Genomic DNA, 15,487 nt, shown 5'->3' with positions numbered 1-15,487 from the left:
CACAGGAGGGGTCCGGAGGTCACAGGAAGTAGAGGCGGTTGAGGGAGACGGAGTCGGCCGGCTCCGAGCGCAGCGGGTCGCCGTCGAGGGTGACCAGGCCGGTGCGCTGGTCGACGTCGACCGCTCCGGTACGGGCGTTCAGCCGCAGGTCGGCGGGGCCGATGCCGCGGGTGCCGCGCACGGCGACCCGGCGGCGGCGCGTCGGCATGGTGTCGTTGCCCTGGTCCGCGGCCGCCCGCGCGACGAACGCCACCGAGAGGTCGGCCGCCGTCGCGCCGTACGCCCCGAACTGCGGTCCCAGTACGAGGGGTTCGCAGGTGTCGGTGGCCGCGTTGGGGTCGCCGACGACGCCGTACGCGGGGAAGCCGGACTTGAGGACGAGCTGCGGCTTGGCGCCGAAGTACTCGGGGCGCCAGAGCACGATGTCCGCGAGCTTGCCGACCTCGATGGAGCCGACCTCGTGCGAAAGGCCGTGCGCGATCGCGGGGTTGATGGTCAGCTTGGCCATGTAGCGCAGCACGCGGGCGTTGTCGTCGCCCTCGCCGTCGCCCTCCAGCGGGCCCAGCTCGGCCTTCATCTTGCCGGCCATGGCGAAGGTGCGCCGTACCGTCTCGCCCGCGCGGCCCATGCCCTGGGCGTCGGAGGAGGTGATGCCGATCGCGCCCAGGTCGTGCAGCACGTCCTCGGCGCCCATGGTGCCGGCCCGGATGCGGTCGCGGGCCATGGCCGCGTCGCCGGGCAGTTCGGGCTTGAGGTCGTGGACGGAGACGATCATGCCGTAGTGCTCGGCGACCGCGTCCCGGCCGAAGGGCAGGGTGGGGTTGGTGGAGGAGCCGATGACGTTCGGCACCCCGGCCATCTTGAGCACGTTGGGGACGTGGCCGCCGCCGCAGCCCTCGATGTGGAAGGCGTGGATGGTGCGGCCCTCCAGCACCCTGAGGGTGTCCTCGACCGAGAGGCACTCGTTCAACCCGTCGCTGTGCAGGGCGACCTGGACGTCGTGCTCCTCGGCCACCCGCAGCGCGGTGTCCAGGGCGCGGGTGTGGGCGCCCATGTCCTCGTGCACCTTGAAGCCGCTCGCGCCGCCCTCGGCCAGCGCCTCGATCAGCGGCGCCTCGTGCGAGGACGAACCCCGGCCCAGGAAGCCGATGTTGACCGGCCAGGCGTCGAAGGCGCCGAAGGCGTGCCGCAGCGCCCAGGGGGAGTTGACGCCGACACCCCACACCGGGCCGAACTCCTGCCCGATGACGGTGGTCACGCCGGAGGCGAGGGAGGCCTCCATGATGCGCGGCGACAGCAGATGGACATGGGTGTCCACGGCACCGGCGGTGGCGATCAGGCCCTCGCCGGAGACGATCGAGGTGCCGGTGCCGACCACGACGTCCACGCCGTCGAGGGTGTCCGGGTTGCCCGCGCGGCCGATCGCGCTGATGCGGCCCTCGCGGATGCCGATGGACACCTTGCGGATGCCCTGCACCGCGTCGATCACCACGACGTTGCTGATCACGACGTCGCAGGTCTCGCGCACGGCGGCGGCCTTGAGGTGCAGCCCGTCGCGGGCCGTCTTGCCGAACCCGGCGAGGAACTCGTCCCCGTGGCGCTGGGCGTCGGACTCCACGCGGACGGTCAGGCCCGAGTCGCCGAGGCGGACGCGGTCGCCCGCGCGGGGCCCGTGGGTGGCGGCGTAGGCGCCCGGGTCGACGTGGATCGCCCGGCTGACCTCGCGCCCCTTGGAACGGCTCATCGGTCCTGCCCCTTCTCCTCGTCGCTCGTTACCCCCAGATATCCGCAGGCCGCGGCCCTGCGCAGCGCCTCCGCCCGCGCGCCCGGCGCGTCCAGCGGTCCGTCGACCAGCCCGGCGAAGCCGATGGCGATCCGCTCGCCGCCGATCGGCACCAGGCCGACCTCCTCGCTCTCGCCCGGCCCGAAGCGCACGGAGGATCCGGCGGGCACGGCGAGCCGCATGCCGTAGGCGGCCGCGCGGTCGAAGTCGAGGCGCGGGTTGGCCTCGAAGAAGTGGAAGTGGGAGGTGACGGAGACCGGTACGGCCGCGGTGTTGGTCACGGTGAGCCGGAGCGCCGGCTCCGGGTCGGCGTGCGCGGGGCCGGGCAGCAGCGCGCCCGGGGCGTCCGTGCCCAGGCCGCCGCCGATGGGGTCGGAGACCACCGCGAGCCGGGAGCCGTCGTCGAAGACGGCCTCGACCATCACCTCGGTCACCACGTCGGCGACCCCGGGCAGCACGTCCGCGGGCCCGAGGACGCCGCGCGCCGCCTCGACGGCCTCCGCGAGCCGCCTGCCGTCCCGGGCGGCCTCGCAGACGGTGTCCGCGATCAGCGCGGTCGCCTCCGGCACGTTCAGCCTGAGGCCGCGGGCGCGGCGGGCTCGGGCCAGCTCGGCGGCGCCGAAGAGCAGCAGCCGGTCACGTTCCGTGGGGGTCAGTCGCACGGCGCGGGCCTCCCTCTCGTCAACCTTTTAGAGCGACGCTCTAAGCTTTAGAGCAGCACTCTAAACGGAGAGTCCGGGCACGGAAAGGCCCCACCGAGCGATGGGCTTGTGACGGATCGAACACCGCTCCAAAAACGCGCAGGGCCGCCGTGATCCCCCTGGAGGGAATCCGCGGCGGCCCTGCGCGAGGGTGCCCGAGCGTCAGCCGATCCTGTGCATCCAGCCGTGCTTGTCCTCGGTCATGCCCCGCTGGACGCCGAGCAGGGCCTCGCGCAGGCGCATGGTGACCTCGCCGGGGGCGCCGTCGCCGTGGGTCCACGCGTCGGTCTTGGTCTTCACGTGGCCGATCGGGGTGACCACCGCGGCGGTGCCGCAGGCGAAGACCTCGGTCAGCGCGCCGGAGGCCGCGTCCGCGCGCCACTGTTCCAGGGTGACCACGCCCTCCTCGGCCTGGTAGCCGAGGTCACGGGCGACCTGGAGGAGGGAGTCGCGGGTGATGCCCTCCAGGATGGAGCCGGTCAGGGCCGGCGTGACGATCCTGTCGCCGTAGACGAAGGCGACGTTCATGCTGCCGCTCTCCTCCACCTTGGTGCGGGTGACCGCGTCGAGGTAGACGACCTGGTCGCAGCCGTGGGCCGCGGCCTCGGCCTGCGGGAGCAGGGAGGCGGCGTAGTTGCCGCCGGTCTTGGCGTCACCGGTGCCGCCGGGCACGGCGCGGACGTGGTCCTCGGCGACCCAGATGGTGACCGGCTTGACGCCACCGGAGAAGTAGGCGCCGGAGGGCGAGGCGATGAGCAGGAACATGTACTCGTTGGCCGGGTGCACGCCGAGCGCGGCCTCCGTGGCGATCATGAAGGGGCGCAGGTAGAGGGCCGCCTCGCCGCCGTGCGCCGGGACCCAGTCGGCGTCCTGGACGAGCAGCGCGTCCAGGGCGGCGATGAACAGTTCCTCGGGCAGCTCGGCCATGGCCATGCGGCGGGCGGAGGTGCGGAAGCGGCGGGCGTTGGCCTCGGGACGGAACAGCGCGATCGAGCCGTCGGGCTGGCGGTACGCCTTCAGCCCTTCGAAGATCTCCTGGCCGTAGTGCAGCACATGGGTGGAGGGGTCGAGGGAGAGCGGGCCGTACGGCACGAGCTGGGCGTCGTGCCAGCCGCGGCCCTCGGTCCACCGGATCGTCACCATGTGGTCGGTGAAGTGGCGGCCGAACCCGGGATTGGCCAGGATCGCCTCGCGCTCGGCGGCGGCGAGGGGACTGGCGGAGGGCTTGAGCTCGATCGTGGGCGTCGTCATGAGTGATTGTCCTTCACCGGTTGTCGTGACGGGCCGCGCTCACGTCGGCACCGGCTGGGGACCGGTGCTCGGACGTCCGAGCTTTCCCTCATACCGCGGCTCCGCGTTCGATTATCGCGCGCGGGCCCCGGCCGATGGAATCGGGTGGCGGCGGCCCAGGGGTCGTGGTGGCGGCCCGGGGGCGATCGTTTCACCCGGCGGAGACATGCGGAAGCCGCCGGGCGGTCGTGCGACCCGGCGGCTTCTTCCGAATGGAGCGCCGGGTCAGCCGGCTACTCGGGAGGCGACCGCGTCGCCGATCTCGGAGGTGCTCCGGGCGGGCTTGTCCGCGCGCTCGGTGAGGTCGGCGGCGACCGCCGCGTCGATGCGGTCGGCCTCGGCGTCGTAGCCGAGGTGACGCAGCAGCAGGGCGACGGAGAGGACCGTGGCCGTCGGGTCGGCCTTGCCCTGGCCGGCGATGTCCGGCGCCGAGCCGTGCACCGGCTCGAACATGGACGGGAACTCGCGGCCCGGGTTGATGTTCCCGGAGGCGGCCACGCCGATGCCGCCGGAGACGGCCGCGGCGAGGTCGGTGATGATGTCGCCGAAGAGGTTGTCGGTGACGATCACGTCGAAGCGCTCGGGCTGGGTGACCAGGAAGATCGTGGCCGCGTCGACGTGCAGGTAGTCGGTGCCGACCTCGGGGAACTCCTGGGCGACCCGGTTGAAGGTGTCGGTCCACAGGTGGCCGGCGAAGGTCAGCACGTTGTTCTTGTGCACCAGCGTCAGCTTCTTGCGCGGGCGGGCCTGGGCGCGGGCGAAGGCGTCACGGACGACGCGCTCGACGCCGTAGGCCGTGTTGACCGACACCTCGGTGGCGACCTCGTGCGGGGTGCCCTTGCGGATGGTGCCGCCGTTGCCGGTGTACGGGCCTTCCGTGCCCTCGCGGACGACGACGAAGTCGATCTCCGGCTGCCCGGCGAGCGGGGTGGACACGCCCGGCAGCAGTTTGCTCGGCCGCAGGTTGACGTGGTGGTCGAAGGCGAAGCGGAGCTTGAGCAGGAAGCCGCGCTCCAGGACGCCGGAGGGCACCGACGGGTCGCCGATGGCGCCGAGCAGGATGGCGTCGTGCCGCTTCAGCTGCGCGAGGTCCGCGTCGGTGAGGGTCTCACCGGTGGCGTGGTAGCGCTTGGCGCCGAAGTCGTAGTCCTGGGTCTCCAGCTTCACATCCTGCGGAAGCACGGCGGAGAGGACCTTCAGACCCTCGGCCACGACCTCCTGGCCGATGCCGTCACCGGGGATCACTGCGAGATTGATGCTGCGAGACATGCGGGCACCCTACCCCTCGTCCCAGCTAATGACACGGGCCGTCCGACATCCGGACGGCCCGTGTGGGGTGAGCGGCTCGAAAGGCGGTACGGCGGACGGCTCAGTGGCCGGTCTGTCCGCCGTTGTCCCGGCGGTCGAGGGCGCGCTGGAGGGCGGCGGCGGCGTTCTTGCGGTCGGACTCGCCGGTGCTGGGCACGTGGCGGACGCGGCGGCGGACGGTCGTCTCGGCCATGGAAATCGACTCCTCGGCATGAAGGGAGTACGGCGGTGAGGGGGGTGTTCGAGACGCCGGAGGGCGGGGAGCACCGGCCGCAGGGGTTGCCTGCACGGATCCGGCTCACGACCGCCATTCGCTGGATCGAGCGAGACGTTCGGCTTCTTCCAAGCTAAGGGAGCGGCCCGCGTCTGTCTGCACAATTACTCGGACTTCCTACTATCTGAGACGGCGGATCACCGCGAACCGCTCTGACCTGCGGCTACGTGCGTTCGAGTGCGGGCTCTCCGAGGCTTCGGGACCCTCGGGACCCACCGGGCCCCTCCAGCGAGCGCGGGGTCCGGATCAGGGCGCGGACGGCGGTGGTGTCGGCCAGCTCCGGGGTGGTGACGTAGCCGACGCGTCGGTACGGGCGGTCCGGGCCGAGGCCCGCGATCTCCACCGAGGGCGGCGCACCGGTGAGGGACAGCGCGGGCATGACGGGCATGCCGAGGCCGCTGCCCACCATGAACAGCACCGCCCCGTCGTCCTCGGCCCGGACGGTGGCGGCCGGCAGCCAGTCCTGGGCGGCCCACCAGTCCCGGGTGCGGGAGCCGCAGTTCTCGGCCCAGTCGACGAGCGGCGGGGCGCGCGGGTCCGGGTGCCCGGCGGGGCGGGAACACGGTCAAGATCCTGGTGCGCCGGACGAATTGACGCCGGGCCGGGTCCGTCGCCGACGCCGGGTCGTCGGCGGGCGCCGGGCATTGGAAACGGGCCGGGAAGCCTGCTCGGGGGTCAGGCTTCCCGGCCCGTCGTTCGGGTCAGGGCGAGGGTCAGCCCATGTGCGGGTACGTGTAGTCGGTCGGCGGGACCAGGGTCTCCTTGATGGCGCGGGTCAGGGTCCAGCGCATCAGGTTCTGGGGGGCACCGGCCTTGTCGTTGGTGCCGGAGGCGCGGCCGCCGCCGAAGGGCTGCTGGCCGACCACGGCGCCGGTCGACTTGTCGTTGATGTAGAAGTTGCCCGCGGCGAAGCGGAGCTTCTCCATCGTGTACGCGGCCGCGGCGCGGTCGTTCGCGATGACCGCGCCGGTGAGGGCGTAGTCGGAGACCGACTCCATCTGGGTCAGCATCTCGTCGTACTTGTCGTCCTCATAGACGTGCACGGCGAGGATCGGGCCGAAGTACTCGGTCGTGAAGACCTCGTTCTCCGGGTCGGAGCACTCGATGACGGTCGGGCGCACGAAGTAGCCGACCGAGTCGTCGTACGTGCCGCCGGCGACGATCGTGCAGCTCGCGTCGGCCTTGGCGCGATCGATCGCGGCCTTGTTCTTGGCGAAGGAGCGGTCGTCGATGACGGCACCGATGAAGTTGGACAGGTCCGTCACGTCACCCATGGTGAGGTAGTCGACCTCGGCCGCGAACTCCTCCTTGAAGCCGGCGTTCCAGATGGAGGCCGGGATGTACGCGCGGGAGGTGGCGCTGCACTTCTGGCCCTGGTACTCGAAGGCACCGCGGGTCAGGGCGGTCTTCAGGACCGCGCGGTCGGCGCTCGGGTGGGCGACCAGGAAGTCCTTGCCGCCGGTCTCGCCGACCAGACGCGGGTACGAGCGGTACTTCTCGATGTTGTTGCCGACCGTCTTCCACAGGTACTGGAAGGTCTTGGTCGAACCGGTGAAGTGGATGCCCGCGAGGTCGCGGTGGGCCAGGGCGACCTCGGAGACCTCGATGCCGTCGCCCGTGACGAGGTTGATGACGCCCTTGGGCAGACCGGCCTCCTCCAGGAGCCGCATGAGCAGCACGGCGGCGTGCGTCTGCGTCGGGGACGGCTTCCAGACCACCACGTTGCCCATCAGGGCGGGGGCGGTGGGCAGGTTCGCCGCGATCGCCGAGAAGTTGAACGGCGTGATCGCGTAGACGAAGCCCTCCAGCGGGCGGTGGTCCATGCGGTTCCACACGCCCGGGGAGTTCGCCGGGGGCTGCTCGGCGAGGATGTCGCGGGCGTAGTGCACGTTGAAGCGCCAGAAGTCGACCAGCTCGCAGGGGCTGTCGATCTCCGCCTGCTGGGCCGTCTTGGACTGGCCGAGCATGGTGGAGGCGGCGATCGTCTCGCGCCAGGGGCCGGACAGCAGCTCGGCGGCGCGCAGGATGATCGCGGCGCGGTCGTCGAAGGCCATCGCACGCCAGGCCGGGGCGGCGGCCAGGGCCGCGTCGATGGCGTCCTGGGCGTCCTGCCGGGTGGCGTGGCGGCCGGTGCCGAGGACGGCCTTGTGGTTGTGCGGCTGCACGACCTCGAACGGCTCGCCGCCGCCGAGGCGCTTCTCGCCGCCGATGGTCATCGGCAGCTCGACCGGGTTCTCGGCCAGCTCCTTGAGCTTGGCCTCCAGGCGGGCGCGCTCGGGCGAGCCGGGGGCATAGCCGTGCACCGGCTCGTTGACGGGGGTGGGGACCTGGGTCACAGCGTCCATGAGATCCGAACTCCTTGTACGTGAGCGGGTGGTGGGACTCAGCCCTTGCTGACCATCGACCGGAGGAAGAAACGCAGGTTCGCCGGCTTCTCCGCCAGACGGCGCATGAAATAGCCGTACCAGTCGGTGCCGTACGCCGTGTAGACGCGCATGCGGTGGCCCTCTGCGGCCAGCCGCAGGTGCTCGTCGCCGCGGATGCCGTACAGCATCTGGAACTCGTACTCGTCGAGCTTACGACCGGCCTTGTGGGCGAGCTCCTGCGCGATGGAGATCAGACGCGGGTCGTGGGACCCGATCATCGGGTAGCCCTCGCCCTCCATCAGCGTCCTCAGGATGCGCACGTAGGCCTTGTCGATCTCGTGCTTCTGCTGGTAGGCGACCTCGGCGGGCTCCTTGTAGGCGCCCTTGACCAGGCGGACCCGGCTGCCGGCCTCGGCGAGCCGCCTGGCGTCGGCCTCGGTGCGGAACAGGTACGCCTGGATGACGCAGCCGGTCTGCGGGTGGTCCTTCCGCAGCTCCTCGTGGATGGCGAACATCGAGTCGAGGGTGGTGTGGTCCTCGGCGTCCAGCGTGACCGTCGTACCGATGGCGGCGGCGGCCTCGACGACGGGGCGGACGTTGGCGAGCGCGAGCTCGTGCCCGCCCTCCAGCGCCTGCCCGAACATCGACAGCTTCACGGACATCTCGACCTTCTCGCCGAGCTCCAGGTCCTTGAGGCGGTCGATCAGCGCGAGGTAGGCGTCGCGGGCGTGCGCGGCCTGCTCGGGGGTGGTGATGTCCTCGCCGACGACGTCCATCGTCAGCTGGAGGCCCTTGCCCGTCAGGTCCTTGATGATCGGGACGATGTCGGACACCGTCTCACCGGGGATGAAGCGGTCGACGACCTGCTTGGTCACGGGGGCCGCCGAGATCAGGCGACGCATCCGGTCGCTGCGCGACGCGGCGAGAATCACGGGACCCAGCACGGGGCACCTCCACAGACAAGCACCAAAGAGGCCATCACCCGACGATTCGGGTACGGCACGGAGAACCACCGCGAAACCTACGGATCCCTTTGATCGTCGGCCATCGACAGCTGTCACGCATCCGTGCCCGGGATCTCAGACATCTGTATGAAGATGGCCGGAAAATGGGGGAGAATGCCCGGGTGGCGGCGGATTACAAGGGTGACTACCAGGAACTGGTGGACGAGATCTCGGAGCTGCTGGGCGCGCCCGCGACCCTGGAGAACCGCGACTTCGAGCTGCTCGCCTTCGGCACGTACGACAGCGACGACGAGCTGGACGCCTCGGCGCTGGACCCGGTGCGCACCCGCTCGATCCTGACCCGGCGCTCCACGGCGGGCGTGCGCGCCTGGTTCGAGGGCTTCGGCATCACCCGCGCCACCGGCCCGGTCCGCATCCCGCCGAGCCCCGAGGCCGGGGTCTACCGCGGCCGGATCTGCCTGCCCGTGCGGCACCGGGGCGTCGTCGTCGGCTACGTCTGGCTCCTGGAGGGCGAGACCGGGCCGACGGACGACCAACTGGCGGCGGCGATGCGGGTGGCCGGCCGGATCGGCGCGCTGCTGGCGGACGAGGCGGAGGCCGGGGCGGGTCTGAGCCGGGAGCTGCGGGCGGTCCTCACGGCGGAGGGCGGCTGGCAGCGGGACATGGCGGTGGCCGACCTGCGCACGGCGCTCGGCCCCCGCGCGGACGGCCCGCACACCCTGGTCTGCGTCGCCCCCTGGCCCTCCCCCGACCCCGACGACGCCCCGTCCGCCCGCTCCGTCCCGCACGCGGCGGCCCTGTGCACGGTTCCCTGGGGAGCGGCGTCCCAGAGCCTCGCGGTACTGGTGCGGCTCCGCTCCACGGCGGTGGCGGCACCGGCGTCGGCGGCGGCGGGCCGGTTGCTGGAGGAGGCGGAGACGGCCTGGGGAGCCCTGGGGCCGCCCGGCGGGCCGGGGGCCACGACGGAGGGGAGCCCGGGGCCGGCGGGTTCCGGCGCCGGGGCGGAGGGAGCTTCGGGCGGCAGGGCGCGCGGGGCGGTACCGCGCGGGGCCGGGGCGGCGGTGGCCGCGGCGGTCGCCGCGGGAGTCGCCGGGGCGGGCCGGTACACGGCCGGGTTCGGCGGGCCCGCCGCCGGTATCGGGGACCCCCGGGTCGGGCTGGCCGAGCTGGGCACGGTCTGGCAGGAGGCGCGCGCCGCGGCACAGGCGGCGCTCGCCGAACGGCACCTCGGGCCGATCGCACAGTGGCGGGGCATCGGGCCGTACCGCCTGCTGACCGCGCTCCCCCCGGAGTCCGGGCAGGACCCGGCGGCCGGCCCCCTCCTCTCCCCCGCCCACCGCGAGCTGGCCCGCACCGCCGAGGTCTACCTGGACTGCGCGGGCCAGGCGGGCCGCACGGCCGCGGAGCTGGGCATCCACCGCCAGACCCTCTACTACCGGCTCAACCGCGTGGAACAGCTGACGGGCCTGGACCTGGACGACGGCGAGGACCGGCTGCTGCTGCACATGGCGTTGAAGCGGGCGAGGCTGTAGCGGGACGGGATCATCATGACGGGACCCGCGCCCTGCCCCGGATCGGCGCCTTCCACGAGTCACGCGTTCCCGGGACAGCCACCGCGGACCGGCCCCGGTCCTGCGGTGGCCGAGCGTTCGTCCGGCCGCCGCGCGTCGCACGGGCAGGCCGAGCGCATGGAGCCGGGCGGCCTCACAGGCAGTCGCACCCTGTGCCGTGGGCCAGCAGGAAGAGGGCTGTCATGGCGGCCACGGTGAAGCCGGCAGCGGTCAGGGCGGCGAGGCCCCGACGGCGGCCCTTCGTGGGATCACGGAAGATCTGCCAGGCACGTGGACGAGGAAGAAACCGAGCAGCCCGGCCCCCGCGATGGTGAAGCGCGGGCCGAAGGACCAGCTCAGGTAGGCGGTCAGGGCCAGGCAGCCGAGCAGGGCGCAGGCGAGCAGGCTGAGGATCGCCTCGGTGAGGGCTTCTCCCACCATGTCGATCAGAAAGTCACCGACGCCCTTCGCTGTCCTGCGGACCCCCACGGCGCTCCTCCACTCTCGCATCCGACAGCCCCGAGCGGAGCCTGGTGGGAGGGCCCCCGCCCGGCCGGCGATCCAGTCCGGCGGGGGCGCCTCGTGGTGGGACGATCCCGACTACTCCGCGGCCCCGGCAACGTGCCCGATGAACTCCGCCCAGGCGTGGAAAGGGAGGAGGAGGGCGGGGCCGTGGGGGTCCTTGGAGTCGCGGACGCCGATGTGGGGGTGGAGGGGGGCCACTTCGACGCAGTTCTGGCCGGGGTCACTGTAGGAGGACTTGAACCAGTCGTGGTCGGGTGCGAGTTCGGTTGCGATGCGGCGCGGGTTCATGGCCCTACAGCTCTCCTCTTAGTCGGTGCAGGAATTCGGGTGTGACATCGGGGGGCAATGCCGATGCTGCCATGACGTCGAACCTGCGGTGAAAGCGGTCCACTTCACGGGGCTTGTCCGAGGTGGACACCGAACCCCAGGCACTGTCGGCCTGTACTCGCGGGGGCAGATCCTTTCCGAAGTCGAGGATGGAGAAGTCGTTGGTGGAGCGGTAACTCCGACGGAACGGCAACACCTGGATGGTGATGTGGTCCCAGCCCGACATCTCCTCGATCTTCGAGAACTGCTCGTCCATCACCTCAGGACCTCCGACGGGGTACCTCAGAGCGGCCTCGCCGAGGATCACGTGAAGCCTGACCGGGTCCTCCCGGGTGAGGATCTCCTGGCGCTTCATCCGTAGCTCGACGCTGCTGCGGATGAACTCCGTCGTGTACTCCTCGATCGGCTTGTGCAACTCGTGAGTCGCCAAGGCGTAGCGCTCGGTCTGCAACAGGCCGTGGACGACCGTCGGGTGGTATGCCTTCATCGCTCGCGCTTCCGGTTCCAGCCCCACGAACCCCGGCATCCCCGCAGGCATCAGCCCCCGGTACTGCGTCAACCAGTCCTGCTGGTTGGAGTCTTTGTTGAGGTTGATCAGCGACTCGATGACCTCCTCGTCGGTGACGCCGTACTTGTCGAGGAGTTTGCGCAGGTCACCTACGTTACGAAAGTTGAGGGAACCGGACTCGATCCGCTGCAACGAGGCCTCCGAGATGCGGAGCCCGACGACGGCTTGCCTCCGGGTGAAGCCACCGCCTCGGTCTCCGCGTCCACAGTTCTCTCGTAACTGACGGAGTTGCAAGCCAAGTTCGAGTCGTTGGGCTGTGCGCCCACGCTTTGGTGCCATGTGCAGAGTGTTCCAGCACCTGTGCAACGCTCGCAGGCGATCGCGCGAAATCCTGCATAGTCCACTTACCAACTCACTGATTAATCAGATGGCTTTCGATTGAAGTCGAACGGGATGGCCCGTCACCGTGTTGAACACCTGCAACGGAACGGAGCCCCCATGCCCCCCACCCTCCTCACCCACGACTGGGCCATGAGCTACCCCATGACCACCCGCAGCGTCCCCGTCGCCCGCGCCCAGGTCCGCCGTCGCCTCACGGGCTGGAACTGGGCCGGGGACATCGAGGACGCCGCCCTCGTGGCGTCGGAGCTGGTCGCCAACGCGGCGGTGCACGCGAAGGTGCCGGGTCACCAACTGTGGCTGAGACTGCAGGAGTTGGAGAACAACGAGCTGATCGTGGAGGTGTCGGACCCGGTACAGGCGTTCCCCGAGCCGGGCCGGCAGGGCCCCGGGGGCGAGCGCGGCCGGGGGCTGCGAGTCGTCGCCGCGCTCGCGGAGGAACTGGACTGGTTCCTCAGGGCGGAACTCGGCAAGACGGTCCGGGCCCGCCTGGGCGTCCCCGGCTGAACCCTCTCGGTTCGATGCCAACTCGGCCGGCGGGACCGGGTGCCGGCCCGTGCGGCAGACGAGGCGCAGGCCCGCGTCGACAGCGCGGCCCGCCCGCTGCCGGCCGGCAGGCAGGCGCACTTGAACGTGTTCAAAAAGATGGGGAGACTGGGCCCCACTCGAAGGGGAGGGGACGGTCATGGTGAGTAGGCTGCTGACGCCGTGCGGGCGGACTCGACAGGCCGAGGCCGGCGGCCGTGATGCGTGCGGAGGAACCGCACCGACGCGGATTCTCGACCGGGGACATCCGCGGGTCCGGTCTGCCGTGCGGAGTATCGGCACCGCGGCCCCGGAAGAGGAGGGGCCCGCGGCGAAGGTGGCGGCTCTCCGCCGCGCACACCGATGGATCTCCGAAGAGGTTCGCCCGGTGTACTCGGTGGAGGAGACGCGACCGGTGTCCCAGGTCCTGCGGCTCGGCCGCGGCTCCTGCAGCCAGCGGATGGCCGTACTGGAAGCGGTCGCGCGGGCGTGGGGCGTTCCCTCCCGGGTGCGCGGCCTGGTCGTGGACGGCGCGTTCTGGTACCCGCGCTTCCCCCGGCTACGTCGGCTTGTCCCCGCGCAAGTAGTGCTGGCCTGGCCGGAGTTCCACCTCGATGGGCTGTCCGAGGCCGATCACGCCGGCGCACCGTGGCTTGCGGTGTCCGAGCTCTTCGCCGGTGCCGGCGAGCCACGTGGCCGGGCCGGCGGCGGCTTCACGAACGCCGGTCCGGAGACCCTCTTCGAGGCACTGTCCAGGACGAGCGTCGACTGGGACAGGGGCACGGCCTGCCCCGCGTCGGACGGCTCGTGCGAACCCTCGGCGTACCTGCTCACGGACCTCGGGCACTTCGACTCCCGAGACGAGCTCTTCGCCCGGCACGGCCAGACGCTGTGCGGCCCGGCGAGGTTCCTGGCCGAGCCCGTCCTGGGCCGACGAGCGGCCGGACTCTAGTGCCGCGGCAGGCGACGTTCGCCCACGAGCCGCGGTGCGCCTCACCGCGGTGGCCGCCGCGACCCGCGCGATCCCGACGGCACGGGAGGACGAGAGAACGCGGGACGGGCCGAGGGAGACCTCGGCCCGTCCCGCGTTCTACGCCAACCCTTCAGCCCAGCGGGTCGGCTGGGCGGGCGAGCGGGGAAGGGAGGTCAGACCAGGTTCACCGAACGCGCCGACGCCGCGCCGATCTCGGCGGCGACCTCGGCCAGGACGTTCGGCGTCACCGTGTCGTCCACCGTGAGGACGGCCAGGGCCTCGCCGCCCACCGCGGCGCGGGCGACCTGCATGCCGGCGATGTTCAGGCCGGCCTCGCCGAGAATGCGGCCGACGGTGCCGACGACACCGGGCCGGTCCTCGTAGCGCAGGACCAGCATGTGGTCGGCGAGGGCCAGGTCGACGTCGTACTCCCCGACCGCGACGATCTTCTGGATGTGCTTGGGGCCGGCCAGGGTGCCGGAGACCGACACCTCCTCGCCGGTGCCCAGCGTGCCGCGCACGGTCACCACGTTGCGGTGCTCGCTGGCCTCGGAGCTGGTGGTGAGGCGGACCTCGACGCCGCGCTCCTGGGCGAACAACGGCGCGTTCACGTACGACACCGTCTCGTCGACGACGTCCTCGAACACGCCCTTGAGCGCGGAGAGTTCGAGCACCTTCACGTCGTGCTGGGTGATCTCGCCGTAGACCTCGACGTCCAGGCGCACGGCTACCTCACCGGCGAGCGCGGTGAAGATGCGGCCGAGGCGCTCGGCGAGCGGCAGGCCCGGCTTGACGTCCTCGGCGATGACACCGCCCTGGACGTTGACCGCGTCCGGGACCAGTTCGCCGGCGAGGGCGAGGCGCACCGACCGGGCGACCGCGATGCCCGCCTTCTCCTGGGCCTCGTCCGTGGAGGCGCCCAGGTGGGGGGTGCACACGACCTCGTCCAGCTCGAACAGCGGGGAGTCGGTGCACGGCTCCTTGGCGTACACGTCGAGGCCGGCGCCGGCGACGCGGCCCTCCTTCAGCGCCGCGTACAGCGCCGCCTCGTCCACGATGCCGCCGCGCGCGGCGTTGACGATGCGCACGCTCGGCTTGACCTTGCGCAGCGCCTCGTCGCCGATGAGGCCCAGGGTCTCGGGGGTCTTCGGCAGGTGGACGGTGATGAAGTCGGAGACCTCCAGGAGCTCGTCCAGGGAGAGCACCTTGACGCCCATCTGGGCGGCGCGCGCCGGCTGCACGTACGGGTCGTAGGCGACGACCTTCATGCCGAAGGCCGACATGCGCTGCGCGACCAGGGCGCCGATGCGGCCGAGGCCGACGACGCCGAGGGTCTTCTCGGCCAGCTCGACGCCCGTGTACTTGCTGCGCTTCCACTCACCGTTCTTCAGCGCGGCGTTGGCCTGCGGGATGTTGCGGGCGGTGGACAGCAGCAGACCGCAGGCCAGCTCGGCCGCGGTCACGATGTTGGAGGTCGGAGCGTTGACGACCATCACGCCGGCCTTGGTGGCGGCGGACACGTCCACGTTGTCCAGGCCGACGCCCGCGCGGGCGACGACCTTGAGCTTCCTGGCCGCGGCCACGGCCTCGGCGTCGACCTTGGTCGCGGAACGGATCAGGATGGCGTCGACGTCGGCGATGGCGGGCAGCAGCTCCGCCCGGTCGGCTCCGTTGCAGTGCCGGATCTCGAAGTCCGGGCCGAGGGCGTCGACGGTCGCGGGCGAAAGCTCTTCGGCGATGAGTACGACGGGTTTCGAGCTCACGTGGGTCCTCACAAGTCCAATGCGGACGGCCGTCCCGACGGCCGCTGGCGGAGGGGTGCTAGCCGCGTGGAAGACGCACGACGCTGTGGGCCTGACGCGTATGTTGTGCAGCAGTCTAGTGGCGCCGCGCTCTTCGTTTTGCGCCGCTGCGGAAGGATCACCCGGACGGGGAACTCCAATGTGGAGTGCTGTCGGAGATCGTGGCGAATGGGGGCCGGAGCAGCATGCCC

At 71.5% G+C, this 15,487-nt stretch carries 14 protein-coding genes and 1 pseudogene; 3 read left to right on the top strand and 12 right to left on the bottom strand.

Annotation, left to right across the window (positions count from 1 at the left end):
• Positions 1-19: 19 nt before the first annotated feature.
• The 8 genes and pseudogenes from VT52_RS02745 to VT52_RS02715 form a co-directional block, all read right to left on the bottom strand.
• Positions 20-1,744, bottom strand: a complete 1,725-nt coding sequence (locus VT52_RS02745) for an urease subunit alpha (protein ID WP_046423426.1) — start codon at positions 1,742-1,744, stop codon at positions 20-22.
• Entirely contained in the window at positions 1,741-2,445 is a 705-nt protein-coding gene (gene ureA / locus VT52_RS02740) for an urease subunit gamma (RefSeq protein ID WP_046423424.1), read from the bottom strand. Before ureA ends, VT52_RS02745 begins: the two co-directional genes overlap by 4 nt.
• Positions 2,446-2,646: 201 nt before the next feature.
• Entirely contained in the window at positions 2,647-3,735 is a 1,089-nt protein-coding gene (locus VT52_RS02735) for a branched-chain amino acid aminotransferase (RefSeq protein ID WP_046423422.1), read from the bottom strand.
• Positions 3,736-3,999: 264 nt separating this feature from the next.
• Entirely contained in the window at positions 4,000-5,043 is a 1,044-nt protein-coding gene (locus tag VT52_RS02730; RefSeq protein ID WP_046423420.1) for a 3-isopropylmalate dehydrogenase, read from the bottom strand.
• A 100-nt stretch (positions 5,044-5,143) separates the two neighbouring features.
• On the bottom strand, positions 5,144-5,275 hold the full coding sequence (locus VT52_RS39355) for a hypothetical protein (RefSeq protein ID WP_086812259.1): 132 nt from the start codon (positions 5,273-5,275) through the stop codon (positions 5,144-5,146).
• Between the two features lie 244 nt (positions 5,276-5,519).
• A pseudogene (locus VT52_RS02725) lies at positions 5,520-5,909 on the bottom strand (type 2 periplasmic-binding domain-containing protein); the annotation flags it as partial.
• A 160-nt stretch (positions 5,910-6,069) separates the two neighbouring features.
• Entirely contained in the window at positions 6,070-7,701 is a 1,632-nt protein-coding gene (gene pruA, locus VT52_RS02720; RefSeq protein ID WP_046423418.1) for an L-glutamate gamma-semialdehyde dehydrogenase, read from the bottom strand.
• A gap of 38 nt (positions 7,702-7,739) precedes the next feature.
• Positions 7,740-8,666, bottom strand: a complete 927-nt coding sequence (locus tag VT52_RS02715) for a proline dehydrogenase family protein (protein ID WP_046423416.1) — start codon at positions 8,664-8,666, stop codon at positions 7,740-7,742.
• Positions 8,667-8,830: 164 nt separating this feature from the next.
• On the opposite strand from VT52_RS02715, the gene VT52_RS02710 reads away from it, so the two are divergent.
• Entirely contained in the window at positions 8,831-10,219 is a 1,389-nt protein-coding gene (locus tag VT52_RS02710) for a PucR family transcriptional regulator (protein ID WP_206306421.1), read from the top strand.
• A 249-nt stretch (positions 10,220-10,468) separates the two neighbouring features.
• Here VT52_RS02710 and VT52_RS02705 read toward each other — a convergent pair whose 3' ends face one another.
• The 3 genes from VT52_RS02705 to VT52_RS02695 all read right to left on the bottom strand — a co-directional run bounded on the left by VT52_RS02705 (position 10,469) and on the right by VT52_RS02695 (position 11,936).
• On the bottom strand, positions 10,469-10,726 hold the full coding sequence (locus VT52_RS02705) for a hypothetical protein (protein WP_240509626.1): 258 nt from the start codon (positions 10,724-10,726) through the stop codon (positions 10,469-10,471).
• Between the two features lie 111 nt (positions 10,727-10,837).
• Positions 10,838-11,050, bottom strand: a complete 213-nt coding sequence (locus tag VT52_RS02700) for a DUF397 domain-containing protein (protein WP_046423411.1) — start codon at positions 11,048-11,050, stop codon at positions 10,838-10,840.
• A 4-nt stretch (positions 11,051-11,054) separates the two neighbouring features.
• Complete coding sequence (locus VT52_RS02695; protein WP_046423409.1) at positions 11,055-11,936, bottom strand: helix-turn-helix domain-containing protein; 882 nt, start codon at positions 11,934-11,936, stop codon at positions 11,055-11,057.
• Positions 11,937-12,095: 159 nt separating this feature from the next.
• On the opposite strand from VT52_RS02695, the gene VT52_RS02690 reads away from it, so the two are divergent.
• Together VT52_RS02690 and VT52_RS02685 are read left to right on the top strand one after the other, a co-directional pair.
• Positions 12,096-12,503 carry an ATP-binding protein gene (locus VT52_RS02690; RefSeq protein ID WP_046423407.1) on the top strand — a complete coding sequence of 136 codons (408 nt, stop codon included), beginning with the start codon at positions 12,096-12,098 and terminating at the stop codon, positions 12,501-12,503.
• 178 nt (positions 12,504-12,681) lie between these two features.
• Positions 12,682-13,473, top strand: a complete 792-nt coding sequence (locus tag VT52_RS02685) for a transglutaminase domain-containing protein (RefSeq protein ID WP_046423405.1) — start codon at positions 12,682-12,684, stop codon at positions 13,471-13,473.
• A gap of 194 nt (positions 13,474-13,667) precedes the next feature.
• Here VT52_RS02685 and serA read toward each other — a convergent pair whose 3' ends face one another.
• Complete coding sequence (gene serA, locus VT52_RS02680) at positions 13,668-15,257, bottom strand: phosphoglycerate dehydrogenase (protein WP_046423403.1); 1,590 nt, start codon at positions 15,255-15,257, stop codon at positions 13,668-13,670.
• Positions 15,258-15,487: the final 230 nt, after the last annotated feature.

This window comes from Streptomyces malaysiense (assembly GCF_000980885.2).
Lineage (GTDB): Bacteria > Actinomycetota > Actinomycetes > Streptomycetales > Streptomycetaceae > Streptomyces > Streptomyces malaysiense.
The sequence above is the reverse complement of the archived record's forward strand: the minus strand, read 5'-3'. Positions and strand labels throughout refer to the sequence as shown.